Source organism: Chelativorans sp., assembly GCF_031180965.1.
Classification (GTDB): Bacteria; Pseudomonadota; Alphaproteobacteria; order Rhizobiales; family Rhizobiaceae; genus Chelativorans.
The window spans coordinates 1-25400 of record NZ_JAPSLH010000005.1; the positions used below are offsets into that span (position 1 = coordinate 1).

The 25400-nt window shown below is 64.7% G+C and carries 21 protein-coding genes; 10 read left to right on the forward strand and 11 right to left on the reverse strand.

Translation table 11 applies throughout. The features are described 5' to 3' along the window. Positions 1–221 precede the first annotated feature (221 nt). The 3 genes from RIN79_RS05115 to RIN79_RS05125 are packed head-to-tail and all read left to right on the forward strand — an operon-like array spanning position 222 to position 3994. Positions 222–1289, forward strand: coding sequence for a thiamine pyrophosphate-dependent enzyme (locus RIN79_RS05115; protein ID WP_309083550.1), 1068 nt, complete (start codon positions 222–224; stop codon positions 1287–1289). Between the two features lie 13 nt (positions 1290–1302). After that, positions 1303–2589: an alpha-hydroxy acid oxidase gene (locus tag RIN79_RS05120; protein ID WP_309083551.1), complete on the forward strand. Its 1287-nt coding sequence runs from the start codon at positions 1303–1305 to the stop codon at positions 2587–2589. Between the two features lie 22 nt (positions 2590–2611). After that, the gene (locus RIN79_RS05125; protein WP_309083552.1) at positions 2612–3994 is read left to right on the forward strand and encodes an FAD-linked oxidase C-terminal domain-containing protein; all 1383 of its coding nucleotides are present in this window, start codon (positions 2612–2614) and stop codon (positions 3992–3994) included. A gap of 8 nt (positions 3995–4002) precedes the next feature. Here the strand turns inward: RIN79_RS05125 and RIN79_RS05130 are convergent, their stop codons facing one another. From RIN79_RS05130 to RIN79_RS05160, 7 genes are all read right to left on the reverse strand, one after another. Further along, positions 4003–5205: an acyl-CoA dehydrogenase family protein gene (locus tag RIN79_RS05130; protein WP_309083553.1), complete on the reverse strand. Its 1203-nt coding sequence runs from the start codon at positions 5203–5205 to the stop codon at positions 4003–4005. 16 nt (positions 5206–5221) lie between these two features. Further along, entirely contained in the window at positions 5222–6385 is a 1164-nt protein-coding gene (locus RIN79_RS05135) for an acyl-CoA dehydrogenase (protein WP_309083554.1), read from the reverse strand. 29 nt (positions 6386–6414) lie between these two features. Beyond that, the gene (locus RIN79_RS05140) at positions 6415–7275 is read right to left on the reverse strand and encodes a p-hydroxycinnamoyl CoA hydratase/lyase (RefSeq protein ID WP_309083555.1); all 861 of its coding nucleotides are present in this window, start codon (positions 7273–7275) and stop codon (positions 6415–6417) included. An 11-nt stretch (positions 7276–7286) separates the two neighbouring features. Next, positions 7287–8732, reverse strand: a complete 1446-nt coding sequence (locus tag RIN79_RS05145; protein ID WP_309083556.1) for an NAD-dependent succinate-semialdehyde dehydrogenase — start codon at positions 8730–8732, stop codon at positions 7287–7289. Between the two features lie 36 nt (positions 8733–8768). Beyond that, a complete protein-coding gene (locus RIN79_RS05150) occupies positions 8769–10898 on the reverse strand; it encodes an acetate--CoA ligase family protein (RefSeq protein WP_309083557.1) in 2130 nt (709 codons plus the stop codon). Then, positions 10891–11739 (reverse strand): p-hydroxycinnamoyl CoA hydratase/lyase, encoded by an 849-nt coding sequence (locus RIN79_RS05155; RefSeq protein ID WP_309083558.1) that lies wholly within the window; start codon positions 11737–11739, stop codon positions 10891–10893. The genes RIN79_RS05150 and RIN79_RS05155 overlap by 8 nt, the downstream gene beginning before the upstream one ends. Positions 11740–11825: 86 nt before the next feature. Then, positions 11826–12620 (reverse strand): LuxR C-terminal-related transcriptional regulator, encoded by a 795-nt coding sequence (locus RIN79_RS05160; protein WP_309083559.1) that lies wholly within the window; start codon positions 12618–12620, stop codon positions 11826–11828. A gap of 127 nt (positions 12621–12747) precedes the next feature. Here RIN79_RS05160 and RIN79_RS05165 point away from each other — a divergent pair, with 127 nt between their 5' ends. Further along, positions 12748–13284, forward strand: coding sequence for a VOC family protein (locus RIN79_RS05165; RefSeq protein ID WP_309083560.1), 537 nt, complete (start codon positions 12748–12750; stop codon positions 13282–13284). Positions 13285–13416: 132 nt separating this feature from the next. Here RIN79_RS05165 and RIN79_RS05170 read toward each other — a convergent pair whose 3' ends face one another. From RIN79_RS05170 to RIN79_RS05180, 3 genes are read right to left on the reverse strand one after another with little or no spacing between them, the layout of a single operon-like run. Then, complete coding sequence (locus tag RIN79_RS05170) at positions 13417–14601, reverse strand: alpha/beta hydrolase (protein ID WP_309083561.1); 1185 nt, start codon at positions 14599–14601, stop codon at positions 13417–13419. A gap of 38 nt (positions 14602–14639) precedes the next feature. Beyond that, entirely contained in the window at positions 14640–15425 is a 786-nt protein-coding gene (locus RIN79_RS05175; RefSeq protein WP_309083562.1) for an IclR family transcriptional regulator, read from the reverse strand. Next, positions 15418–16656 (reverse strand): FAD-dependent monooxygenase, encoded by a 1239-nt coding sequence (locus RIN79_RS05180; RefSeq protein WP_309083563.1) that lies wholly within the window; start codon positions 16654–16656, stop codon positions 15418–15420. Before RIN79_RS05180 ends, RIN79_RS05175 begins: the two co-directional genes overlap by 8 nt. A 408-nt stretch (positions 16657–17064) precedes the next feature. On the opposite strand from RIN79_RS05180, the gene RIN79_RS05185 reads away from it, so the two are divergent. From RIN79_RS05185 to cydB, 6 genes are all read left to right on the forward strand, one after another. Beyond that, the gene (locus RIN79_RS05185; RefSeq protein WP_309083564.1) at positions 17065–17514 is read left to right on the forward strand and encodes a tripartite tricarboxylate transporter TctB family protein; all 450 of its coding nucleotides are present in this window, start codon (positions 17065–17067) and stop codon (positions 17512–17514) included. Positions 17515–17517: 3 nt separating this feature from the next. Beyond that, the gene (locus tag RIN79_RS05190) at positions 17518–19023 is read left to right on the forward strand and encodes a tripartite tricarboxylate transporter permease (RefSeq protein ID WP_309083565.1); all 1506 of its coding nucleotides are present in this window, start codon (positions 17518–17520) and stop codon (positions 19021–19023) included. 35 nt (positions 19024–19058) lie between these two features. Then, entirely contained in the window at positions 19059–20042 is a 984-nt protein-coding gene (locus RIN79_RS05195; RefSeq protein WP_309083566.1) for a tripartite tricarboxylate transporter substrate binding protein, read from the forward strand. A 103-nt stretch (positions 20043–20145) separates the two neighbouring features. Further along, the gene (locus RIN79_RS05200) at positions 20146–21132 is read left to right on the forward strand and encodes a tripartite tricarboxylate transporter substrate binding protein (protein WP_309083567.1); all 987 of its coding nucleotides are present in this window, start codon (positions 20146–20148) and stop codon (positions 21130–21132) included. A 152-nt stretch (positions 21133–21284) separates the two neighbouring features. Then, positions 21285–22721 carry a cytochrome ubiquinol oxidase subunit I gene (locus RIN79_RS05205; RefSeq protein WP_309083568.1) on the forward strand — a complete coding sequence of 479 codons (1437 nt, stop codon included), beginning with the start codon at positions 21285–21287 and terminating at the stop codon, positions 22719–22721. Between the two features lie 5 nt (positions 22722–22726). Further along, complete coding sequence (gene cydB, locus RIN79_RS05210; RefSeq protein ID WP_309083569.1) at positions 22727–23731, forward strand: cytochrome d ubiquinol oxidase subunit II; 1005 nt, start codon at positions 22727–22729, stop codon at positions 23729–23731. 32 nt (positions 23732–23763) lie between these two features. Here the strand turns inward: cydB and RIN79_RS05215 are convergent, their stop codons facing one another. Beyond that, positions 23764–25386, reverse strand: a complete 1623-nt coding sequence (locus tag RIN79_RS05215) for a GMC family oxidoreductase N-terminal domain-containing protein (RefSeq protein ID WP_309083570.1) — start codon at positions 25384–25386, stop codon at positions 23764–23766. Between the last annotated feature and the right edge of the window lie 14 nt (positions 25387–25400).

Here is a 25400-nt window from a genome sequence, read left to right on the forward strand (position 1 = left end):
CGACCGGGTGCCCGACGTCGTCGCCGGCGCCGACCCCCGCCCCCCCCCCCCCGGGGGGCCCCGGGCCGGGGGCGCGCCCCGCCCCCCCGGCGGCGAGGCGCGCCCCCGGGGGGCGTTTTATACACCCCCTCCCGCGCTTGGTGGTGGGGCACGCCACGCCGGGCGCGGAGCGCCCGCCGGCAATTGCCCCGACGCGCTATGGCCCGCCGCGGCCGGAGGCGGTGGCGGCCGCGGCCGACCTTCTTGCAAAGGCGAAATCGCCTCTCGTCATTTCGCAGAGCCCGGAGCTGGGCGATGGCTTCGAGCCGTTCGCCGGTTTCGTCGATCGCTATGCCCTGCCGGTGGTGGAGTTCTGGTCGCCGCGCCAGGCCCTGCCGACGAGCCACCCCATGCATGTCGGCCGGGAGCCCACGGCCTGGGTCAAGGACGCCGACGTGATCCTGGTGCTCAACGCCATGGTGCCCTGGATCGCCGACCATGTGGAGCTAAAGGAAGGCTGCAAGGTCATCGCCGTCGGGCCGGATCCGCAATTCCGCTCCGTGCCGATGCGCAGCTTCGAGCTCGACATCTCGCTCGGCGGCGGTACGAAAGAGGCGATAACCGCACTCGCCGCCGCCATGGCGGAGCGCGTGCCGGAGAGCGAGCCCTTTGCCGAGCGGCGCGAGCGCGCAGCCCGCGCCAAGGCCGAGCTTGCGGCCGCCGTGGAAAAGCGGGTGGCAATGGGCAGCGGCTCGCCTATGAGCCCCGCCTATGTCAGTCACTGCATCAACCAGATCGTGGACGAGCGCACCTCGATTTTCAACGAGCTCGGCATCGACCCGTCGGTGATGGCCTTCGACTCCCCGCGCAATTTCTTCTCCTCCCCGCTTTCGGGCGGGCTCGGCTGGGGCGTGCCGGCGGCGCTGGGCGCACAGCTTGCCGACCGCCACCGGCAGGTGATCGTGACGGTAGGGGACGGCTCCTATATGTTCGCCAATCCCGTCGCCTGCCATCAGACTGCGGCGGCCCTGAAGCTCCCGCTCCTCACCATCGTCTTCAACAACGGTATCTGGAACGCGGTGCGCCGCTCGACCCTCTATATGTATCCGGACGGGCGCTCGGCTGCGGCCAATGTCATGCCGATCACCGCGCTCGACCCGTCGCCGGATTATGCGGCGGTGGCGCGCGCCCATGGCGCCCATGCGGAGCGCGTGGAGAATGGCGCCGACCTGCCGGCAGCACTCGAACGCGCTCTGAACGCAACGAGAAGCGGTCAGCAGGCGCTCCTGGAGGTCATGGTCTCCTATTGATGGGCTGGGAAAGATGCCGGGCGGTGGCGACACTCAGGATCTGAAGCTGGAAGGCAGGCTTGCCTCGCTGCGCCGGCGCTATCCGTCCATTGACGACCTTGAACGGCGCGCCAGGCGCCGCATCCCGCATTTCGCCTATGAATTCATCCAGGGCGGGGCGGGCGACGAGAGCGGCCTGACCCGCAACCGCGCGGCGCTGAGGGGCATCGAGGTGGTGCCCCGTTACGGCATGGACGTGTCGAAGGTCGACACCACCGTGGAGCTCTTCGGCAGGCGCTACGCGGCACCCATCGGCATTTCGCCCATCGGCTTCGACGGGCTGATGTGGCCGGGCGCCACGCAGCGCTTCGCGCGGGCCGCACAGGCCAGCAACATCCCCTATCTGGTCGGCACGCTCGCCACCGCCACGATCGAGAAAGTGGCGGAGTGGGCTCCCGACGTCACCTGGTTCCAGCTCTATCCCCTGCCGGCGGATGATCATCGCGTAAGCTTCGACCTTGCCGCGCGGGCCGAGGCGGCGGGTGCGAAGGTGCTGGTCGCCACGCTCGATGTGCCGGTCCGGGTGAAGCGTCCACGCGACCTGCGCAACGGCTTCGTGATACCTTTCCGCATGTCGCCGAAGCACGTGCTCGATGCGCTGCTCGCCGTGCCTTGGTTGTTCGCGCTTGCCAGAGAGGGCATGCCCCGCTTCGCCAACATCGAGCGCTACTCCGGTTCGGACGGCGACGCCGGGCCACGCTTTGTTCAGCAGCATGTGGGCGGCGGCTTCACTTGGGAGGCGCTGGCGAGGGTCCGCGACAAGTGGCCGCGGCCGATGCTGGTGAAGGGCGTGATGCATCCGGATGACGCCGAGCGCGCGATGCAGCTCGGCATGGACGGCGTGATCGTGTCGAACCACGGCGGCCGTCAGTTCGATGCCGCGCCCGCGAGCATCGACGTTCTGCCGCATATCGCCCGTACTGTCGGCAAGCGCGGCACGGTGATGCTCGACAGCGGCGTGACTTCGGGCGTCGATATGCTGCGGGCGATCGCTTGCGGCGCCCAGGGCACCTTTGCCGGGCGTGCCTTCATGCTGGGGCTTGCGGCCTTGGGCGACCATGGCGCCACGCATGTCGCCCGGGCGTTTGTCGAGGAGTTCGGCTCGGCGCTCGGCCAGAGCGGCATCACGGATGTCGCGACCGCGCGGCGGGCGCCGGTGCGGCATCCCACGGCCTGGACTAAGGCGGATTTCGAGCGTTGGAACGAATGGGTTGGGGACGACCAGACCTCGGGCGCGTTGCGCGCAGCGTCCGCCGCATGAGCTTGCGAGCGGGAGGGGGAGAATGATCGCCGGTCAAATCGAGCAGGCAATCGCCAGCCTGAAACTCCATTTCGGCGAGCGCCTTTCCACGGCCGTGGCCGTGCGCGAGCATCACGGCCACGACATGTCGCGCCAGCCGCTGCGGCTTCCCGACGCCGTCGTCTTCGCCGAAAGCGAGGAGGATGTGGCGCGCGTGGTCGCCGCCTGCTTCGAGTTCGGCGTGCCGGTCACGCCATTTGCGGCCGGATCCTCTATGGAGGGGCACACGATCCCCCTCAAGGGCGGCATCTCGCTCGACCTCACTCGCATGAACCGCATCATCGAAATCCACGAGGAGGATTTCGATGCCGTCGTCGAGGCTGGCGTGACGCGCAAGCAGCTGAACGCCCATCTGCGCGACAAGGGCCTGTTCTTCCCGATCGATCCCGGCGCCGACGCCTCGCTCGGCGGCATGGCCTCAACCCGGGCGAGCGGCACGACCGCCGTCCGCTACGGCACCATGCGCGAGAACGTGCTGGCGCTGCGCGTCGTCACGCCTACGGGCAAGATCGTCACCACCGGGCGGCGGACGAAAAAGTCGTCCACCGGCTACGATCTGACGAAGCTTTTCGTCGGCGCGGAAGGGACGCTCGGCGTCATCACCGAGGTGACGGTGCGGCTCTATCCCATCCCCGAGACGATCGCTTCCGCCGTCTGCACCTTCGACACGATGCGTGAGGCGGTGGAGGCGGTCATCGCCACCATCCAGAGCGGCATTCCCATTGCGCGCATCGAGTTTCTCGACGAGGTGGCGGTGGATGCGGCCAATCTGCACAGCGGCCTCTCGCTCAAGCGCGCGCCGACGCTCTTCCTGGAATTCCACGGCACCCCGCGGTGGGTGGAGGAGCAAGCGGCCACGATGCGCGCCATCGCCGATGAGTACGGCGGTTCGGATTTCGCCTGGTCCACCTTGACGGAAGACCGCGAGAGGCTCTGGAAGGCGCGCCACGAGACGATCTATGCCAACCAGACGCTCCGGCCCGGCTGCAAGGCCTATACTACCGATGTCTGCGTGCCCATTTCGCGGCTCGCAGATGCCGTACTGGCCGCGCGCGCCGACCTCGACACTTCCTTCATTACCGGCAAGATCATCGGCCATGTGGGCGACGGCAATTTCCATGTCGGCTATCTGATCAAGCCGGAAATACCGGAGGAACTGGCCGAAGCCGAAAGGCTCGCCGAGCGGCTCTATCAGCGCACGCTGGACATGGGCGGCACCTTCAGCGGCGAGCATGGCATCGGCATTTCAAAGCTCAAATATCTGCGCCGGGAGCATGGCGACGCCGTGGACCTCATGAATGCCGTGAAGGCCGCCTTCGACCCCAAGGGCATCATGAACCCCGGCAAGCTTGGGCAGGCGGGGTAGGGGGATTCCTACCGAAGCAAGGTCCGCGCAATGATCTCCAGCTGAATCTCATTGCTGCCGCCGAAAATGCTCTGCGAGCGCGAGTTGAAGTAGAGCGCGGAGGCGACCTTCCGCTCCTCCTCGATCTCCGGTTCTTCGGGCAGCTCGTGCAGCGGGCGGTGCTCTTCCCAGCGCAGCGCGTCGCGGCCGAGGATAGAGGCGGCAAGCTCGGCGATCGCCTGGCGGATGCGGCTGCGCAGGATCTTCATGGTGGAGGAAGGCACCGAGCCCGGATTGCCGCCGGCCTGCACCTTGGACATCGCCGTCAGTTCCAGCATGTCATTGGCGTCGATGTCCGTTGCGATCTCTGCGAATCGGACGGCGAAGACGGGATCGTCGATCATGCGCCGCCCGTCGGGCAGCGGTTCCGACGCAAGCTTGAGCAGGCGCGAATGGAGCGCGCGGAGCGCGCCGCCCGCAAAGGAGCCGCCGCGCTCGAATTCGAGCAGGTACTTTGCGATCTCCCAGCCCTGACCTTCCTCGCCCACGCGATCGGCCACGGGAACTCGCACATCGTCGAAGAAGACCTGGTTGAACTCATGCGTGCCGCAGATGGAGCGGATCGGACGGATCGAAATGCCGGGGAGCGAAAGGTCGATGAGCAGGAAGGTGATCCCTTCCTGCTTCTTGCCCGTGTCGCTGGTGCGCACCAGCGCGAACATGCGCGTGGAATGGTGCGCGAGCGTGGACCAGATCTTGCTGCCGTTCACGACATAGTGGTCGCCGTCGCGCATGGCTTTCGTCTTGAGCGAGGCGAGGTCCGAGCCCGAGCCGGGCTCCGAATAGCCCTGCGCCCAAAGATCCTCGCCCGAAAGGATGCGCGGGAGATAGAAGCGCTTCTGCTCCTCCGTCCCGTAGCGCATGAGGACCGGCGCGATCATCTTGATGCTGGCGCCGCGGAAATTGGGCTCGCCGGCGCGCTCGCACTCCTGGTCGAAGATGTAGCGCTGGGCGAGCGTCCAGCCGGGGCCGCCATGCTCCTTCGGCCAGGCGGGGGCCGCCCAGCCCTTTTTAGCCACCTTGGCCTGCCACTTCCGGCCGACCTCGGGATAGGCGACGAAGCTCGGATTGAGCCGCTCGGCGCGTCTGAGATCATGGTCGAGCTCCGCCTCCAGGAAGGCGCGGACCTCGTCCCGGAAGGCGATTTCCTCTTGCGTCAGGAGCAGGTCCATCGTCACTCCGTAGCGGTCAGTACGCTTCGGGTTCGCGCAGCAGACCGCCTGCAAGCACCGCCGGGTCGCGGACAATCGCGCCATAGCGGGCCAGGTGCTCGGCCGTGCTGCCGAAACTGTTCTCGAAGGCGTAGAGCCTGCGGAACCACGAGCCGACCGGCATCTCCTCGGAATAGCCCATCGCGCCGTGCAGTTGGATAGCCTCCTGCGCCACATGCCGTGAGGCACGGCCGACCTTCGCCTTGGCCCCTGAGACGGCGCGGATGCGGATGGTCCGCGGAGCATCCACGCTGAGCGTGGCGAGAAGCGCGCTCGCCCGCGCCTCCTCACATTTTACCGCCATCTCGGCCATGCGGTGCTGCAGCGCCTGGAAATTGGCCAGCGGCTGCCCGAACTGCACGCGCTGTTTCGTATAGGTGATGGTCGCCGCGAGCAGCGCGTCCATGCAACCGACCGCATCGGCCGCGAGCGCCGCCGTCGCCCGGTCATAGGCGGCCTCGATCTCGGGTAAGACTCCGCCGCGCGCGGAGACCAGATCCTGTTCGTCCACGCGGACACTATCGAGCATGAGGTCGCATGCGCGGCTTCCATCAACGAGCCGAACGGTTTTCCGCGCCAGACCTTCCGCGCCGGCTGGCAGCAGGAAGAGGGCGATCTCGTTATCGAGTCGGGCGGTGACTAGGAATGTATCGGACGAGGCGCCGCCGAGCACGAGGGCTTTTCGGCCGTAGAGACGATAACCGTTGCCGTCCCGCACCGCCTGCGTAGCGATGCAGCCGAGATCGCTGCCGGTCTCGCGCTCCATATGGGCGAGTGCCGGCCGCGACATCCCCGCAATCAGCGGTGTCAGCACGCGCTCGCGCTGCTCGGCCGAGCCCACTCGCTCGAGCAATCCACCGGCGAGGACAACGGAGGCGAGGAAGGGCTCGGTCACCAGCGCCTTTCCCATCTCCTCCATCAGAAGTGAGATCTCGACTGGGCCGCAGCCGAGCCCGCCATTTTCCTCCGCGAAGGGAAGGGCGAGCCAGCCCAGCTCCGCAAAGCCGCGCCAGACCTCCTCGTCCATCCCCGCCTCGCTGGCGATAATTTGCCGCCGGAACTCGAAGCTGGAGACTTCCGAAAGAAAGCGCGCGGCGCTTTCCTTCAGCATGAGCTGCTCCGGCGAATAGTTCAGGTCCATGGCGGCTATTCGGCTCGGTTCGCGCGAGATTAGGAATCGCCCTCGCGTTTATAGGTGCCGTGGCCGGGGCGGTAGGTCTTTTCGTCAAGGAACTGCGCCAGGCCCTTCTCGCGGCCGCGCTCCTTGTCGACAAAGGTTGTCTGGTCCGCCTTGGCCGTAAGATATTCGGCCGCTTCCTCCCAGCGCATCTCGCGGGCGAATTTGTAGGCCATGCGCGCCTGCCGCAGCACCGTCGGGTTCTTTTCAAGCAGAACGCGGGCGACCTCCACCGTGCGCTCGCGCAGGCGGTCCGCCGGCACCGCCTCGTTCACGAGCCCGAGCTGCTCGGCGACCTTGCCGTTGAACTTCTCGCCGGTCATCACATAGTAGAGCGCCTTGCGGTCGTTCATCAGCGTCGAGATCGCCTTAGAGACGACGCCGCCGGGGATCACGCCCCAGTTGATCTCGGAAAGGCCGAAGACCGCATCTTCCGAAGCGATGGCGAGGTCGCAGCAGATGAGCGGCGTGAAGGCGCCGCCGAAGCACCAGCCATTCACCATGGCGATGGTCGGCTTGGAATAGTGGATCAGCGTCCGCCATTGCCAGGCGCGGTTGGCGCGGTACGCCCGCATGCGCTCCACATCCGAGACATTGTCAGTGGCGCGGAAGAAGTCTTTTAGGTCCATGCCGGCGGAAAAGGCCTCGCCCTCGCCGGTGAGCACGACGACGCCGCAGCGGTCGTCGATCTCCAGCGCGTCGAGCACCCGGTTCATGTCCTCGGCCATGGCGACGCTCATGGCATTGCGCTTGTCCGGCCTGTTGAGCTTCACCCACGCGATGCCGTCCTCGAACTCGACCCGGACCGTCTCGCCGCCGGGAACGGGGCGGCCCTCCGTGATTGCCGTCGACATGGGACTCTCCTCTAGGATTGGCTGATCATCTTGGTGGTAAGATAGGCTTCCATCCCCTCGACCCCGCCTTCGCTGCCGTAGCCGCTCTGCTTGACGCCGCCGAAGGGCGTCTCGGTCATGGAGATGGCCGCATTGTTGACGCCGACCATGCCGGCCTCGAGCGCCTCGCTGACGGCGGCGGCCGTGCGGCTGGATGAGGTGAAGGCATAGGAGGCAAGGCCGTAGGGCAGGCGGTTCGCCTGCTCGATTGCCTCCTCGAAGGAGGAGAAGCGCGCGGTCACCGCAACCGGGCCGAATGGCTCCTCGTTCATGATGATCGCGTCCTCCGGCACGTTGGCGAGCACCGTGGGCCTATAGAAATAGCCACGATTGAGTGTCCGCTCGCCGCCGGTGCGCAGCTCCGCCCCGCGCTCCACGGCATCTGCCACCATGCGCTCCATGGTGGCAACTCGCCGTCCGTTGGCAAGCGGCCCCATCTGGCTCAACTCGTCCAGCCCGTCGCCGATGCGGATTTCCGCCGCCGCCCTTGCAAACCCGTCGACGAAGCGGTCGTGCACACTTTCATGAACGACGAAGCGTGTCGGTGAAATGCAGACCTGGCCCGAATTGCGGTACTTGGCCTGGACCATGGTACGGATGGCGGCGTCAATGTCCGCATCCTCGAAGATGAGGACAGGAGCGTGGCCGCCGAGCTCCATCGTCGTGCGCTTCACGCCATGCTTTGCCGCAAGGCCCGCTAGATGCTGCCCGACGGCGATTGAGCCCGTGAAGGTGATCTTACGGATACCGTCGGCGGCGATGAGATGCTCGGATACGTCCGAAGGGCGACCATGGACGACATTGAGCACGCCCTTGGGCAGGCCGGCATCGTCGAGCGCGCGGGCGATCTCCAGCACCGTCGACGGCGTCTCCTCCGACGGCTTGATGACCATCGTGCAGCCCGAGGCGAGCGCAGCCGAGATTTTCCGCGCCGGGATGATGCCGGGGAAGTTCCAGGGAGTGAAGCCGGCCACCGGGCCAACCGGCTCCTTCACCACAAGCCAGCGCACGCCCGGAATACGCGAGGGCACCACGCGGCCATAGGCGCGCCGGCCCTCATCCGCCGTCCAGTCGAAGATGTCGGCGGCGATCAGGAACTCCTGGCGCGCCTCCGCGATCACCTTGCCCTGGTCCATGGTCAGCCGCGGCGCGAGCTGCTCCACGCGCTCGCGCAGCAGATCGGCGGCCTTGCGCAGGATTTTCGCCCGGTCGTAGGCCGGTGTCGTTCGCCAAGTCTTGAACGCGCGCTCCGCGGCTGCCACCGCGCGGTCCAGATCCTCGGCGGTGGCGTGGGGGAGGGCGGCGATCGCCTCGCCCGTCGCAGGGTTGATCACGTCCTCGGTGACCCGTCCCTCGGCGCCAATCCACTCGGCATCGATGAAAAGCTTGATTTCGCCATAGGATGGGCTCTGCGCCATGACTTTCCTCCCTGAAGACCGCGGGTGCGGCGAATTTCAGCCGATCACGAAAAGCGCGTCGAGCGCGGCCGCTCCCTCGCCTTCGGCGTGGACGATGAGCGGGTTGATGTCGACCTCGGCGATCTGTGGATTGGCCCGCATCAGCGCGCCGAGCTTCACGACCACATCGGCGATCGCCTCGAGGTCGCGTGCCTTCTGCCCGCGGAACGGCCCCAGAAGCGTTGCCGCCTTGAGCTTGCCGATCTCGGCAATGGCCCGTTTGCGGCTGATGTCGGCGGGAAGCAGGCGGACATCCGCCAGCGCCTCGATCCAGACGCCGCCGAGGCCGACCAGCACGACCGGTCCCCATTGCGGGTCCCGCTTGGCGCCGACGACCATCTCCAGGCCTGGCTTTGCCATCTGCTCCACCAGCACACCTTCGAGCGCCAGGCCGCGACGCGCTTTGGCGATGCCCGCATGGAGCCTGTCCCAGGCCTGCCGGAGCTTTGCCTCGTCTGCTATCCCGACGATCACTCCGCCCACGTCACTCTTGTGCGCCAGTTCGGCGGCCTGCGCCTTGAGGACGATCGGATAACCGACGCGGGCGGCGACGGACGCCGCCTCATCCACAGAGCGGGCAAGCCCGCCCTCGGGCGTGGCGATACCGAGATCGCGCAGGATACCTTTGCCGATATGCTCGGAAACCGTGCCCTTGGCCGCTGGCACGTTCTGATAGGGCGCGCCTTCCGGCGCTCGGTCCACGGCGGCCGCCAGCGCATCGGCATAGCCCGCGATTGCGGCCATGGCCCGCATGGCCCGCTCCGGCGAACGGAAGAAGGGTATGCGGCTCTCGCGCACCGCCTTCATGAAGTCGGGATCGAGAGGGTACTCGTCGCCGACAATGCAGAGGATCACCGGCTTTTCCGCCGTCTCCGCCACCGGCAGGATGGCGTCCGATTTTGCGACCTGCATCTTTGGCGATCCGCCGGCATGGGCGAGAAGCACGAGGCCCACATTGGGGTCCTTCAAGATTGCCGCCGTGGAGGTGCCGAAGATACCGGGATTGGCGAAGCCGGTGGTGCCGATATCGAAGGGGTTGTCCACATGCACATAAGGAGGCACCAGCCCCTGCAGCTCCGCATGCACCTCCGGTGAAAGCTCCGCGATCGGCAGCCCGATGCGCTCGCAGAAATCGAAGCACAGGCCGCGGATCGCCCCGGAATTGGTGACGATCCCGGCCTGGCCCGGAACGGGCTTCGGGTAGCGCGCGAGGATCGCCAAGACGTCGAACAGTTCGTCGGTGGTCTCGACCAGCACGACGGCTTCGTTGCGCGCGGCCGTCTGCATCACCGCATGGTCGCCCGCAAGCGCACCGGTGTGAGACTGGGCCGCCTTCTTGCCGCGCTCGCTGGAGCCGGGATGGAGCATCACGATGGGCTTGCCGAGATCGCGCGCGCGGCGGGCGACGCGCAGGAACTTCTGCGGATCGCGGATCTGCTCGACATAGACCGCGACGACCGCGTTGTCGGGGTCCTCGATCAGGTACTCGACGAAATCCTCCGCGCGCAGCACGGCCTCGTTGCCCGTGGCGATCACCTGAGAGACCGAGAGCTCGCGCGCATGCATTGCAAAGCGGATATTGGCGGCCGTGGCGCCGCTCTGGGCGACAATGGCGATGCGCCCGGGCCTGCCCGCCTCGCGCAGGTCGACGGGCTCGAAGGTGAGCGGGATGCCCTCGACATAATTGGTGTAGCCCATACAATTGGGTCCGAGCAGCGCAATTCCAGCCTCGCGGCAGATCGCGGCAAGCTCGTCCTGCTTCTTGCGTCCCTCGTCGCCCGCCTCGGCAAAGCCCGACGTATAGACGATGATGCTGCCGACCCCCCGGTCGATCGCCGCCAGCACGGATTCGCGGATGGCCGGCTGCGGCACGATCAGGATGATCGTGTCGATCCCATGCGGCAGGTCGGCAATGGACTTCACGCAAGGGCGACCGCGGATCTCCTCGCGCGAGCGGCTGACGAGGTGGATCTCGCCGCGATAGCCGAACAGTTCGAGATTGGCGAGCACGCCGCCGCCGATGGAAGTCGGCTCCGGCTGCGCGCCCACAATGGCGACCGAGCGCGGCCGCAGCAGGCGGTCGAGATCGAAGCGGGTCTGCGCAGGCGGACGCGGCCCCTCAGCCACGGCGATACCCCTCCAGTCCCGGACGGAAGGATTTTTCGTCCAGGAATTGCGACATGCCGACATTGCGCCCGTTTTCCGGGTCGCGGAATTCCGTTTGGTCCGACTTCGCCATGAGATATTCTGCCGCCTGGTCCCAGCTAAGGTCGGCGGTGAAGCGGCAAGCGGTCTTGGCCTGGCGCAACACGAAGGGGTTTTTGCCCATCAAGGTTTTGGCGAGCTCGCGCGTCGCCTCCCGAAGGTCGTCGCGCGGCACGGCCTTGTTCACCAGCTTCAACTCGGCAGCCTTGCGCCCGTCGAAGGTCTCGCCTGTCATGATGTAGTACATGGCGTCGCGGAAGCTCATCACCTGAAGCACCGCTTTGGTGACGACGCCTGCCGGGATGATGCCCCAATTGATCTCCGACAAGCCAAAGGTGGCGTCCTCCGCCGCGACGGCGAGATCGGAGCCCACGAGGAACTGGAAGGCGCCGCCGAAGCACCAGCCGTTGACCATGGAGATGGTGGGCTTGGGATAGTACATCATCCGCCGCCATTGCCAGGCGGCATTGGCGCGGAAGAGCCGCTCGCGCTGGATCGGCGGCACCCCGTCCTGGGCGCGGAAGTACTCCTTGAGGTCCATGCCGGCCGAGAAGGAATCGCCCGAGCCGGTGACCACCATCACCTTGCAGCGCTCGTCCTCCTCCAGCGCGTCCATGATCGCGTTCATTTCCCAGACGATCCCGGGATTGATCGCATTGCGGCGCTGCGGGCGATTGAGCGAGACCCAGGCGATGCCGTCCTCGAATTCGACGCTGACATTCTCGCCCCATGGCGAAGGCTTGGACGCGTTCTCTTGCTGCATGGTCGTCTCCCGATTTCCGTCACGCGTATCAGGGAGCCATATATATGTCAACCTGACGAGCTGCTCCGGCGTAGGTGAACGAGCCATCACGAGACACGCGCGATCTCCTCATAGAGTGCCTGAAGGCCGCGCCGATCGGTCACGCCAAGCTTGTGGTAGGCGCGCTGCCGGTATGTAACGATGCTGCTCAAGGCGAGCCCCACTTCCTGGGAAATCTCTTTTTGTGTGCGGCCCACCAGCAGCCCTGCGGATATCTCGGCCTCGCGGCGGCTCAGGGAAAACCCCGCCTCGAGCAGCTGCCTCGCCACGTCCTTCAACGGCGGGTGAAGCCGTGCCGGCATGCCGCCATCCGCGAGCGAGACGTGCTTGGCGAGTGCCGCCATCAGCAGGGGGGAGGCAGCTTCCAAGCGGGACACTTGCTCCTCGGTGAAGGGGCCGCTCTGCCGGGCGCGGTAGGCGCTTGCGAACAGGCGCGGCACGCCCACGCTGTAGACGGTAAGCCGCTCCAGCACCTGGGCGCGCTCATAGCAGGCGCGCCGGTACTCCGGGTCGGTGACGCCGTTCCAGGCCTGCCGCACCACATGCACCGTGCTCCGTCCGAGCTCGGCAGCAAGCATTCGTCGGGTGATCCTGTCGCGCTGCCAATAGCGCTGCGCATAGTCCAGGGAGGCCGTTTCGGCGAAATCCGGGATGTTCGGGTGGGTGCCGCCGGAAAACAGGTACCGCAGCTTTCCGTCATGGGCGACCTGGAAGGCCGAGCAGAGGTCGTTCCCCGTTAGATGCTGCAAGCTGAGCTGAAAGCGGCTGGGGAAAGCAGGACCGCCGGCCGATAGGACAAGATCGGAGAGAGCCCCGATGGTGGCGTGGTCAAGCTCGCACATGGCGCTGACTCTGGGGCTGGATGCTGACGCCCGTGATGCTCTGTCCCCCCGATGAGGGGACAAGGCGGCGGGACCGATTGGCTATCATTCCCATCATCAGCAAGAATGATGTGATGGAGGAATTGCCATGGTTCCCGCGCCAAAGATCAAGGGCCTGTACCACTTCTCGTATCCCTGCCGGGACGGCGAGGAGACGCGGAAATTCTACGAGGACCTGCTGGGCCTGCCGCTGGTCAACTGCATGACGTCCGATCGTGTGCCGAGCACGGGCGAGGAAAAGCCCTACGCCCACTTCTTCTTCGAGATGGCGGACGGCTCCTATATGGCCTTCTTCGATCTCGGCGAGAACGTCATGCCGCTGCCCTCGCCCAATACGCCCAACTGGGTGCAGCATTTTGCGATGGAAGTGGGTTCGGTCGAGGAGGTGCTTCAAATGAAGCAGCGGCTGAATGAAGCCGGCGTGAAGACGACGGATGTCATCGATCACGAATTCATCAACTCGATCTACTTCTTTGACCCGAATGGCCTGCGGCTCGAGATCACGGCCCGCACCGAGGAGCCCGGCTATCTGGAGAAGGCGAAGGCTGAGGCCCACGAGCAGATGAACGCCTGGACCGGGAAGAAGGCCGATATGTTGGCGCGCAAAGGCGCCAACGCGGCATAAGTTCAGCGCACTATTCTTTATTGAGGCAGCGTCGTATGTCGGCGCTGCCTTTTTGCTGCAGTGGGGAAAGCTCGGGCCAGTTCGCGAAGGCGCTCCTATTGTTGGGGTTGGACCGGGCAGAGCCATATCAAGTCAATCCACCAGCAACCTCTGCTCCCGGCTCCAGCCGATCACCTTGCCGATGCAGGTTTTCAGCAGTTCCGGCTGGCCCAGATAGTAGTGGGTCGCGTGCGGGATCGTGAGGTATTCCTTGTTTGGCGTCGCGAGCGCCGCCGCGATGATGCGGTTATGCGTTGCAGGCACCGCCTCGTCGGCATTGTTCTCGATCTGCAGCACCGGCGTTTTGCGGATAAGCGCCGCATTCTTCGGCCCCTTGGCGTTGGAAAGGTCATAGCTCCACTGACTGAGCCATGATCGGAGGGTTGAGAAGCGGGCGAGCCCGACCGGCCCCACATTCACCGTGCGCGGGTCGCCCATATAGCTGATGCCGGGCTTGCGGTCGTTCGCATCGATCGCAGTGTCGAACCAGCGCACGTCGCACATAGTGCGATGGACCACGAAAGCGCGCTCCTGCTCGTATGAGCCGCGCCGGCGCAGCTCCGCCAGCATGTCGAGGCACCAGTTGGTGATCTTCCGGTTGCGTGCGATCTGTGCCGCTCGGAAGCGCGCCACGAACTCGGGCGCATAGGGCGGCTGCGCAGGGCACTCGGTCGAATAGATGTCGAGCTCGGGGTCGCGGATATCCGGGTTGAGCTCATCGAGTACGGAAGGGTCGAGCCACTCGGTTAGCGTCTCAGCGCGCGACAGATGCGCGGCGATGAAGATCACGCCATCCGCGGGTTTCAGGCTGGCCTCCACAAGATTCGCCTCGTCGCCGGCGGGCGTGTGCGTGATGGTGGGGCTCTCCGCTTGCGCCTGGTAGAAGAGCGAGAGCGAGCCGCCGCCCGACCAGCCGACAAGCACCACGCGCTCATATTTCAGCTCCTCCCGCGCGTAATCGATCCATTTGCCGAGATCGATCGCGACCTTCTCCATGATCAGCGCACTGTCGTTCTTGGGGTAGCGGCTCTGGGCGCAGAGCACATGCAGCCCAGCGTCGGCAAGGGCCGTCGGCATCGGCAGGAGGTGCAGCGTCGATGTCGGATGCATGAAGACATAGACGGTCGAGGAGGGCGCGGCACCCCGCAGCAACTGCCCCTCCAGGTTTACCTTCCCGGAATTTCCTGCAAAGCCGTAGGTTTCGGCATAGCGCGCCGTATCCGGAAACGAGATGATCAGCGGTATCCGCTGCCACTCGGTCTTGTTCGTCGCAAGCACCTGTGCGTCACTCCAACTGGTTGGCGCGGTCCACTTCTTCAAGCCGCATCGGCGCCGTGGGCGAGCTTGCGCGAGATTTGCTCGGCCGCCTGACGGGTCTGCATGGCCGCCGCGCCCTGTGGATCGAGATTGATTTCGTTCTTCATGCCGAGAAGCGTGATCGTGGCCGCGATCTCGCTGGCGAAGTCGAAGATGGGCGAGCAGATCGAGGCAAAGCCGGCATTGAGCTGGCTGTCGGAAAAGGCGAGCCGGCGCTGGCGGATCAGCGGCAGGCTTTCCTCCGCCCGCTGCCGCAGGACCGGGTCGACCGGCTTCTCGCGCTCCAGCACATGTTCGACCGCGGCCTGGGACTTGTAGGCGAGGAACACCCGGCCTGTGGCCGCCTGGTAGAGTGGCAGCACATAGCCGACACGGATGGAGACGAGCACCTCCACGGTGCTGTCGACTTTCGAGATGATGACCGGTCCGCGGTTGCCCCACACGGAGAGGAAGACGAGCAGGCCCGTGGCGGACTGGAGTTCGTCCATGACGGGACGGGCAAGCTGGACCACGTCGAGCTGGCGCAATGCCGCAGCGCCGAGCTGCAGCGCATAGGGGCCGAGACCATAGCGCATCGTCGCCGGATCCTGCTCGACGAGACCGAGCCGGGCAAAGCTGACCATATAGAGATGCGCCTTGCTGGCGGGCATTTCCGCAAGTTCGGCGATCATGCCGAGCGGCAGCTTGCCGCTGGCGCGCTCCAGCACGCGGATCAGGCGGAAGCCGACATCGATCGACTGGATGTGCCGCTGCGTGCGGGTGCGCTCCTCGACCGCCTTATCCATGCGAGGCGGCGCCTGCGACGGGCGCTCCCATGCCGTTCCTGCCGCTGAGAGGCACAGTAGTGGCGTCATATGTGAACAGCCACTCGTAGCGCTGTCGTACCTTGCTCTCCTCCCATTCCGAATTGACGTAGGCCTCTGCGAGCACGGGATCCTTGAGCGCCGGGTTGTGAAAGCGCCCGAGATTGGCTTCCGCCCCCCGTACGATGCGGGAGGTACGGTCGTTGCGCGCTCCCTCATAGGCCGCGAACGCCTCCTCATACTCGTCTCCGTGCTCGCCGAAGGCACGGCCGAGCACGAAGCCGTCCTCGATCGCCATGACAGCTCCCTGGGCCAGGAAAGGCAGGGTGGGGTGGCAGGCATCGCCAAGAAGCGTCGCGCGCCCCTTGCTCCACCGCTCCATCGGCGGCCGCAGCATGAGCGCCCACTTGTACGGCGTATCGATACTCTTGATGAGCGTATGGACGTCCTCGTGCCAGCCGGGATAATCGGAGAGGCATTCCTCGACCGTCCCCGCGACAGACCAGGATTCCACCTGCCAGTTGCTGCGCTCGACGACGGAGACATAGTTCATCAGTTCGCCGCGGCGGAGCAGATAGTGAATCACATGCCCGCCCGGTCCGATCCAGTTTGTGCCGACCGGCCGCAAGAGATGCTTCGGCAGCCTCCCGGCGGGGATCACCCCCCGCCACGCCACGATCCCGGTGAATTTCGGCTCATCCCGGCCGAACAACGCCTCGCGGATTTTCGAATGGACCCCGTCCGCCCCAACCACCACATCGGTACGGGCGGCCGATCCGTCCGCGAAGCGCAGCGTCACCCCGTTCCCATCCTGCTCCATGCCGACGCACCGCTTGCCGAGCCTGATCGCGTCCGGCCTGATGCGGCGGATGCCGAGCGCCAACGCCTGATGCAGGTCGTTGCGGTGGATGGTGATGTAGGGAAAACCGTAGCGCTCAATCGACAGTGGTCCAAGATCGAACAGCTTCCAGGTCTGGCCGGTGTTCCACAGGCGGATTTCCTTGCCGCCCGCCTCGCTGGCGACGGCCATGATCTCCTTTTCCAGACCGAGCGCGAACAGGATGCGCGTCCCGTTCGCGCTCACCTGTACGCCAGCCCCCACTTCGCGCAGTTCCGGCGCCTGCTCGAAAACTTCGACCTCATGGCCATGGCGCAGAAGCGAAAGCGCCGCCGTCAAGCCGCCGATGCCGCCCCCTACGATGGAAATATGCATGCCGCCGCCTCTGCTGAGATTGGCTGGATAATCGATCCGTCTAAGCGCCAGTGTCAACCATTTTTCGATATCGTATAATTCCGTTTGCTAAAAACCAATTTTCGCGCAATCCTAGGCGGGCGTCTTTTCCGTTGGGCATCGCAACTGATGCGGCGCCAGGGCAAGCAGGGATGCATTGACTTTTGATATCCGGTGCCCTGATATTAGGCAACCGAAGGAAATGCGGGTGAAGGCCGGACGAGCTTCGAAAGGGGAGGAGCGCCAGAGCGGAATAGGCAGGAGCGCACCCATGATTCAATTTCATCAAATCGGGTTGCGTGAAGTTGAACCGCGGGGACGGCACAACGGAAGCTGAATAGGGGGTGCGCTGCTGGCGCCGGCGCGAGAAGAAAGATTCGGGAGGAACCGATGATATCGATCAAAAGTCCACAGGATTTCGGCGCGGGCGTCCTGTTTATCCTGATAGGTGCGATCGGGATCTTGACGGGTCAGGATCTCGCCTTCGGATCGGCACGCAGCATGGGACCGGGGTTCTTCCCGACAATCATCTGTGCGCTCATCATCCTCATTGGCCTGATTGTCGCAGGCAAGGCGCTGGTCGTAGAGGGCCCCGCCATTGAGCGAATCCAGTTCCGCCCGATATTCTTCCTGATTGTCGCAATTGCGGCCTTCGGCTTCCTCATCAGCAAGGTCGGGGTCGTCATTTCCGCCATATTGATGATCGTTCTTGCCGCTTACGCGCGTCGCGAGAAGGTCAATATTCTCGAGACCCTCATCTTCGCCGCGGCAACCGCATTCTTCATCGTGCTGATCTTCGTCTACGCGCTGGAGCAGCCCATGCCGGTCTGGTGGTGGTAGCCGATGGAAGTTTTCGAACATCTCGCAACCGGTTTTCTGGCTGCAGGCTCGCTGCAGAACCTGATGTTCTGCTTCATCGGCGTCCTCTTGGGCACCCTGATAGGCGTCCTGCCCGGCATCGGCCCGATTCCGGCGCTGGCGATCCTGCTGCCGATCACCTTCGGGCTTGACCCGCTATCGGCCCTCATCATGCTCGCCGGCATCTATTACGGCGCCCAGTATGGCGGTTCGACCACGTCGATCCTGGTCAACATGCCGGGCGAGGCCTCCTCGGTCGTCACTTGCATCGACGGGCATCAGATGGCCAAGCGCGGGCGCGCGGGCGCGGCGCTGGCGATCGCCGCCGTGGGGTCGTTCTTTGCCGGAACGATTGGCACGATCTTCATCGCCGCCTTCGGGCCGCCGCTGTCCGCCATCGCGCAGCAATTCACCTCGCCTGACTATTTCGCCCTCATGCTGCTCGGCCTGATCATGGCCGTGGTGCTGGCGCACGGCGCGGTGCTGAAGGCGATCGCGATGGTGCTGATCGGGCTGCTTCTGGGCCTGGTGGGCACCGACATCAACACCGGCCTGACCCGCTATACTTTCGGCATTTCCGGGCTCTGGGAGGGGATAGAGTTCCTCCCGCTCGTGCTTGGCCTTTTCGGCATCGTAGAGATCATCCGCAACCTCGAGAACCCGCCGCCTCCACGCGAGCCCATCAACACCAAATTCCGCGACCTCATGCCCAACCGGCAGGAGATCAGGGAGGCCTATCCGGCGGCGATCCGAGGCACGGGCCTTGGGTCGATCCTTGGCATCCTGCCCGGCGGCGGGGCAGTTCTGGCGGCTTTTGCCAGTTACACGCTGGAGAAGAAGATCTCGCGCAAGCCCGCCAAATTCGGCTCCGGTGCGGTCGAGGGTGTGGCCGGGCCGGAGGCGGCGAACAACGCTGCCGCGCAGACTTCCTTCATTCCGCTGCTCACGCTCGGCATCCCATCCAATCCGGTTATGGCGATCATGATGGGCGCCATGATCATTCAGGGCATCCAGCCCGGCGCGGCGGTGATGACAACGCGCCCCGACCTTTTCTGGGGCATGGTCGCCTCCATGTGGATCGGCAATCTGATGCTGGTCATCATCAATCTGCCGCTGATCGGCATGTGGGTCAGGTTGCTGTCGGTTCCCTACCGGCTGCTCTACCCAGCAATCCTTCTGTTCTGCGCCATCGGCGTTTATTCAACCAGCACCGAGCCCTTCATGATGGTGCTGATGATCGTGTTCCTGATCTTCGGCTACATCCTTTTGAAGCTCGGCTGCGAGCCTGCGCCGCTCGTCCTCGGCTTCATTCTCGGACCGCTCATGGAAGAGAATTTGCGCCGCTCGCTGGTGATATCGCGCGGCGATCCGATGGTGTTCCTCGAGCGCCCGATCTCGGCCTGCCTGCTCGTGGCGGCCGTGCTGATGATCATGCTGATCATATTCCCGCAGTTCAGAAAGAAACGCGAGGAGGCGTTCCAGGAGGAATAAGCGCCAATTCGCAAACAGACAAAGTGGAGGAGCCAATGTTTGCCAATCTTCTGAAACCTACCCGCCGAGCGCTTCTGGCGCTCGCCGCCGCGGCCGCACTCTCGCCGAGCCTGGCATCTGCCCAGACGGATTATCCCAACAAGACGATCACCTTCATCTGCGCGTTCCCCGCCGGCAGCGGCGCGGACGTGCTGGTGCGCTATTTCGCGGAGCGGGTCTCCAAGGTGGCGGGGCAGACCATCATCGTCGAGAACAAGCCGGGCGCCAACGGCAACATCGCCGCGGAATATACCGCGCGTGCCAAGCCGGACGGCTATACGGTCTATGTCCACGCGGGCAATTCCACGGCCGCGAATATGTGGCTGTTCAAGAAGCCGCCCATCGACGTCGCCAAGGACCTGCGCGGCGTGCAGTTCATCAACAAGCAGCCCTTCATGATCGCGGTGCGCAAGGACTCGCCGGTCAGGGACATCAACGACCTGACGGCCCTCATCAAGGAGAAGGGCGGTGACGCCTCCTACGCGACCACCGCCACCTCCGGAAAGGTGCTCGGTGCAGTCTATTTGCAGCTCGCCGGCCTTCAGGCCGTGGAGGTGCCTTATTCGACCGGGCCGGACGCGCTCAACGACATCATGAGCGGCGCCCTCGATTTCGCCGTGCTCGATCCCGTGTTCGCCCTCAGCCAGCAGCGCGAGGGAAGTATCCGCATCCTCGCGGTGAGCTCGCCGGAACGCATGAAGTCCACCCCCGACATCCCGACGATGAAGGAATACGGCGTCAACATCGACCAACTCGGCTGGTGGGGCGTCTTCGTTCCCACGGGAACCCCCGACGATGTCGTCAACAAGCTGAACGCTTTGTTCCGCGAAGTGCTCGAAACTCCGGAGACCGAGAAGTTCCTGAACGGCTTTGGTGGCGACGTTTTCATCGGCACGCCGGAGGAGGTGCAGGACCTTCTGGTCAAAACCGTGGAGCAGTGGCGCGGCTATGTGGAGCTGGCGAAAATCCCGCAGAACTGACGCAAGCGCAGGCGAATCGGCGGACTCATCGCCGATCCATTTCGGAAACAGCCGGCCGTCAGAATGGGCGGCCGTCGAGGAAAAGCCCAAGCAGGAGTAGAAAATGAAAAGACTGTTGAATGGTTCGCTGAGGATGGCTGCGGCAGGCCTCCTCTTCGGCGCGGCGCAACTGCTGCCTGCGCAAGCTATCGCCCAGGACGACTATCCTAGCCAGACCATCCACTTCATCTGCGCCTTCCCGCCCGGAAGCGGTGCCGATGTCCTCGTTCGCTATTTCGCGGACAAGGTGAGCAAGGTGGCCGGGCAAACGGTCGTCGTGGAGAACAAGCCCGGCGCCATGAGCAACATCGCGGCCGAATACACAGTGCGCGCCAAGCCCGACGGCTACACCATGTTCGTTCATTCCGGCAACTCCATTGCCGGAAACATGCATATCCTGAAGAACCCGCCCTTCGACGTGGCGAAGGACTTGCGCACTGTCGCGACGATCAACAAGCAGGCCTTCATGATCACGGTCCGCAAGGACAGTCCCTACCAGAACCTCCAGCAGCTCACCGAGGCAATGAAGGAGAAGGGGGAGAACGGCAGCTATGCCGTCAACGCCACATCCGGAAGGGTGCTCGCCGAGCAGTATAAGCAGCTCGCCGGTCTCGATACCGTGGCAGTGCAGTACAAGTCCTCGGCCGATTCGCTCAACGACATGATGAGCGGCGCTGTGGATTTCGGCGCTCACGACCCTGTATTTGCCCTCGGCCAGATCCGCGAGGGCCGCTGGAGGGCGCTGGCGATCGGCTCGGGTGAGCGCATGAAGGGAGTCCCCGATGTTCCGACTTTCAAGGAGCAGGGCATCAATATCGACCAGCTCGGCTGGTGGGGCGTGATGGTGCCGGCCGGAACGCCGGACGAGATCGCCAATAAGATCAATGGCTGGTTCAATGAGGTCCTGGCCCAGCCGGACACCCAGAAGTTCCTGGCGGATCAAGGCGGCGACCCCTTCGTCTCCACGCCCGAAGAGGCCCAGGCGCTCATGGAGCGCACCGTCGAGGAGTGGGAGACCCTGGTGGAAATCGCACAAATCCCGCAGCAATAAGCCGCAAAGCTCGCCTTCCATGAACGCCGGCGCTCAGCGCCGGCGTTTTCGCGCGAGGAGGGGTGCGACGTCAGCGCGCTGGAAAATTCCCCGCGCCTGCCCCATTATTCCCTGACATGTTCCGGCTGATGTCGGGGGCGATGGAGGGAGCGGTGGAATTCGATCCGGTCTTGCTCGCGCGCATCCAATTCGCCTTCACGATATCCTTCCACATCATATTCCCCGCCTTCACCATCGGCTTGTCCGCGTTCATCGCCGTCCTTTTGTGGCTTTGGCTGCGGACCAAGAACGAAAAATTCCACCGGCTCGCGCGCTTTTGGACGAAGATATTCGCCGTCTCCTTCGCGATGGGCGTCGTGTCGGGGATCGTGCTCAGCTACCAGTTCGGCACGAACTGGAGCCGCTTTGCCGAATTCAGCGGCAATGTCATTGGGCCGCTGATGGGCTATGAGGTTTTGACCGCCTTCTACCTGGAGGCGACGTTCCTCGGCATCATGCTGTTCGGCTGGAACCGCTTCCCGCCCTGGCTTATAGCCCTGTCTGCCACCCTGGTGGCGATCGGGACCTCCATGAGCGCGTTCTGGATCCTTGCGGCGAACAGCTGGATGCAGACGCCGGCCGGCCATGAGATAAGGGACGGCATCGCTTATCCGGTCGACTGGCTCAGGATCATCTTCAACCCGAGCTTTCCATACCGTTTTGCCCATATGCTGAACGCGGCCTATCTGACGACGGCCGTCGTGGTGCTCGCCGTGGGCGCGCGCTATCTCCTCGCTGGCCGGCACCCGGAGGAAAGCCGCACCATGCTGCGGATGGCGGTTGGCATGATCGCCGTCTCGGCGCCGCTTCAACTCGTCATCGGCGACCAGCACGGGCTCAACACGCTGGAGCACCAGCCGGTGAAGGTTGCGGCCATGGAGGGACATTGGAACGGGCGCGATCCGGCCTCCCTTGTCCTCTTCGGCATCCCCGACGAGGAGGCGCGCGCCAACCGGTTCGAGGTCGCCATCCCGCATCTCGGCTCGCTGATCCTCACCCATGACTGGGAGGGCACCTATCAGGGCCTAACGGATTTTCCGGAGGACCAGTGGCCGCCCGTCCTGAATGTCTTCTTCGCCTTCCGCATCATGGTGGGGATCGGCCTTCTCCTGATCGCAGTGGGGTTCCTGGGCCTTTATCTGTGGTGGCGCGGCAGGCTGTTTGAGCCGGGTCTCTTCCTGCGCTTCACATCCTTTATGTGGCCGCTCGGCTTCATCGCCATTCTCGCCGGCTGGTTCGTGACTGAGCAGGGACGGCAGCCCTGGCTCGTCTACGGGCATCTGCGCACGGCCGACGGCATTTCGCCGGTGCCGGGGGCGAGCGTCGCGAGCACGCTGGCGCTCTTCGTGTTCATCTACGGCATCGTGTTCACTACCGGCATCTACTATATCAATCGTCTGATCAATCGCGGGCCTCAGGGCCAGGCGACGGCGGGCGCCGGCGGCTTGCCCAACCGGCCGCTATCTGCCGCCGAGGAGGCGGCCCGCGAAGCGACCGGACGGCCAGTCGGCCAAGGGCCCGGCAAACCGCTGAGGGCACCGGAGGGATGACTGCGATGGAATGGTATCTCCCCGTCATCTGGGCCGGGCTGATCGGCACCGCGGTCGCCATGTATGTCATCCTCGATGGCTTCGATCTCGGCCTCGGCATCCTCTTTCCCTTCACACGGAAGGAGGAGGATCGTGACCTGATGATGAATTCCGTCGCGCCCTTCTGGGACGGCAACGAGACCTGGCTGGTTCTGGGTGGTGCTGGCCTTTGGGTTGCCTTTCCGACGGCTTATGCGGTCATCATGCCCGCGTTCTATCTGCCCGTCATAGGCATGCTGCTGGCCCTCGTGCTCAGGGGCGTCTCCTTCGAGTTCCGCTGGGTCGCCAAGCCCTCGCACCGGACCTGGGATATCGCCTTTGCTGGCGGCTCGACGGTGGCGGCATTCCTGCAAGGGGTGATCCTCGGGGGATTGCTGCAGGGCATTCCCGTCACCGAACGGCAATATGCCGGCGGCGCCTTCGACTGGTTTACGCCCTTCTCCATCTTTGTCGGCTTTGCGGTGGTGGCCGGCTACGGGCTCCTTGGTGCGACTTGGCTCATAATGCGGACGGAAGGCCCGGTGCAGGTTTTTGCCCGCCGCGCCGCCTCCAAGCTGCTTTTCGCCGTGCTGGCCGCGATGGCGGTGGTCAGCCTCTGGACGCCACTTGCCCTCGACCGGATCGCCGAGCGCTGGTTCAGCCTGCCCAATTTCTATTTCCTCTGGCCGGTGCCGCTGGCGGCCGCGTTTGTCGCCTATCGCGTTTGGCGCGCGCTGAAGGAGGGCAATGAAACGCTGCCTTTCGTCGGTACCATCATCCTTTTCCTCCTCGGCTACGCTGGCCTCGTCATTTCCAACGCGCCCTACCTGGTGCCGCCGCACCTGACCTTCTGGGACACCGCGGCCGCTCCTGCGTCGCAGATTTTCTTTCTGGTCGGCACGGTTTTCCTTCTGCCGCTCGTCATCGGCTATACCGTCTTTGTCTACTGGATGTTCAGGGGCAAGCTGGCGCCGGGGCAGGGCTATCACTAGGGACGTCCGGCAGTCGCAACGACCGCTCGTGATTACGCCTGCATGATGAAGTCCGCGCATCGGTCGCCCAGCATCATGGCCGGCGCGTTGGTGTTACCGGCATTGATGTTGGGCACCGCCGACATGTCGCAGACGCGCAGCCGCGAAACGCCCCGCACCCGCATCCGCGCGTCGAGCACTGCCATCGGGTCGCCATCCGCGCCCATGCGGCAGGTCCCGGCGGGGTGGTAATTCGTCTTCACGAAGCGGCGGCAATGGGCTTTTAGCGCCTCGTCGTCGTTGAACTTGGACGGGTCGGGCACCGCCAGGCCCTCGATCTTGTCTGAAAGCGGCCGCGTCTGGAACGCGCGCATGAAGAAGCGCTGGCCCTCGACCATCTCCCGCATGTCCTCATCCTCCTTGAGAAGGTTGGGGCAGACGAGCGGCATGTCGTCCGGATTGCCCGAACGCAGCCGGACATGGCCGCGCGACTTCGGCTTCACCACGACGGTCGTCACCGTGAGCCCGAACGTGTTCTTCACCAGAGTCAGCACATCGCGGTCGAGATAGACGATCGGCACGCAGAAGGCCTGGATCGTCGGTTCCGCGTCGGGGTTCGTCGGGTTGACGAAGCCGCCAGCCTCGACGCCGGCCGATGTGATCGGCCCGGAACCGAAAAGCTTGAACTGGAGGCCGTTGCGGATCATGCGCCAGCCTTCGCCCTGGCGGAAATAGCCATAGGGCCCGTTGGCATTAGCGATGATCGGGACTTCCGGATGGTCGATCAGGTTTTCGCCCACCCCCGGCAAATCGACCTCGCAGCGGATGCCGTGCTGCTTCAGCTGGTCGGCAGGTCCGATGCCGGACAGCATCAGGATCTTGGGTGTGATAAGGGCGCCGGCTGCGACGATGATTTCGCTCCGCGCCCGCGCCTCGAACTCCCGGCCGGATGCATCGCGGTAAAGGACGCCGACGGCTTGGCCATTCTCGATTTTGATGTGCGCCACCGGAGCGTTGAGCTTGACGGTAAGCTTTGGATCGTCCTTCAGCGGCTCGATGAAGGCGTAGGCTGCGCTGCTTCGCTTCCCGCGCCGGTTCATGAATTGATAGAAGCCGACGCCGCGCTGCGAGGGGCCGTTGAAATCGTGATTGAACGGCTCACCCAGCGCCTGCACGCTCTGCACGAACCAGCGGGAGAAGTCGTCGATATAGCCGGGATCGGAGACGAGCAGCGGCCCATCGGCGCCGTGATACTCGTTGTGGAGGCGGTTGTTGCCTTCCATGCGCTTGAAGTGGTGCAGCACGGCCGGCCAGCTCCAGTCGGCGCCGTCATTGTTGCCGCGCAGAATCTCGTCCCATTCGTTGTAATCCGAAGGCCGGCCGCGCATATAGACCTGCGCGTTGACGGACGAGCCGCCGCCCAGCACGTTGGCTTGCGGGATGTCGTGCTGGCGCCCGCCCAGGTGCTCCTGCGCCACTGTCGTGTGGTAACGCATGAACTTGCTGCCGTTGATCATCTTGAAGATGCCGGGCGGCATGTCGAGCAGGGGATGGCGGTGGGAATGCCCCGCCTCTAGCAGCAGCACGCGGTGGCCGCCATCCTTCACAAGCCGGGCAGCCGCCACGCAGCCGGCCGAGCCGCCGCCCACGACGATGAAATCATACTCCTCCCGCAAACTGTCCTCCTTGT

Coding starts and splice junctions, on each gene's coding strand:
- RIN79_RS05120 (WP_309083551.1), top strand. CDS start 1,303: ATGCCGGGCGGTGGCGACACTCAGGATCTGAAGCTGGAAGGCAGGCTT.
- RIN79_RS05125 (WP_309083552.1), top strand. CDS start 2,612: ATGATCGCCGGTCAAATCGAGCAGGCAATCGCCAGCCTGAAACTCCAT.
- RIN79_RS05130 (WP_309083553.1), bottom strand. CDS start 5,205: ATGGACCTGCTCCTGACGCAAGAGGAAATCGCCTTCCGGGACGAGGTC.
- RIN79_RS05135 (WP_309083554.1), bottom strand. CDS start 6,385: ATGGACCTGAACTATTCGCCGGAGCAGCTCATGCTGAAGGAAAGCGCC.
- RIN79_RS05140 (WP_309083555.1), bottom strand. CDS start 7,275: ATGTCGACGGCAATCACGGAGGGCCGCCCCGTTCCCGGCGGCGAGACG.
- RIN79_RS05145 (WP_309083556.1), bottom strand. CDS start 8,732: ATGGCGCAGAGCCCATCCTATGGCGAAATCAAGCTTTTCATCGATGCC.
- RIN79_RS05155 (WP_309083558.1), bottom strand. CDS start 11,739: ATGCAGCAAGAGAACGCGTCCAAGCCTTCGCCATGGGGCGAGAATGTC.
- RIN79_RS05160 (WP_309083559.1), bottom strand. CDS start 12,620: ATGTGCGAGCTTGACCACGCCACCATCGGGGCTCTCTCCGATCTTGTC.
- RIN79_RS05165 (WP_309083560.1), top strand. CDS start 12,748: ATGGTTCCCGCGCCAAAGATCAAGGGCCTGTACCACTTCTCGTATCCC.
- RIN79_RS05175 (WP_309083562.1), bottom strand. CDS start 15,425: ATGGATAAGGCGGTCGAGGAGCGCACCCGCACGCAGCGGCACATCCAG.
- RIN79_RS05180 (WP_309083563.1), bottom strand. CDS start 16,656: ATGCATATTTCCATCGTAGGGGGCGGCATCGGCGGCTTGACGGCGGCG.
- RIN79_RS05185 (WP_309083564.1), top strand. CDS start 17,065: ATGATATCGATCAAAAGTCCACAGGATTTCGGCGCGGGCGTCCTGTTT.
- RIN79_RS05190 (WP_309083565.1), top strand. CDS start 17,518: ATGGAAGTTTTCGAACATCTCGCAACCGGTTTTCTGGCTGCAGGCTCG.
- RIN79_RS05195 (WP_309083566.1), top strand. CDS start 19,059: ATGTTTGCCAATCTTCTGAAACCTACCCGCCGAGCGCTTCTGGCGCTC.
- RIN79_RS05200 (WP_309083567.1), top strand. CDS start 20,146: ATGAAAAGACTGTTGAATGGTTCGCTGAGGATGGCTGCGGCAGGCCTC.
- cydB (WP_309083569.1), top strand. CDS start 22,727: ATGGAATGGTATCTCCCCGTCATCTGGGCCGGGCTGATCGGCACCGCG.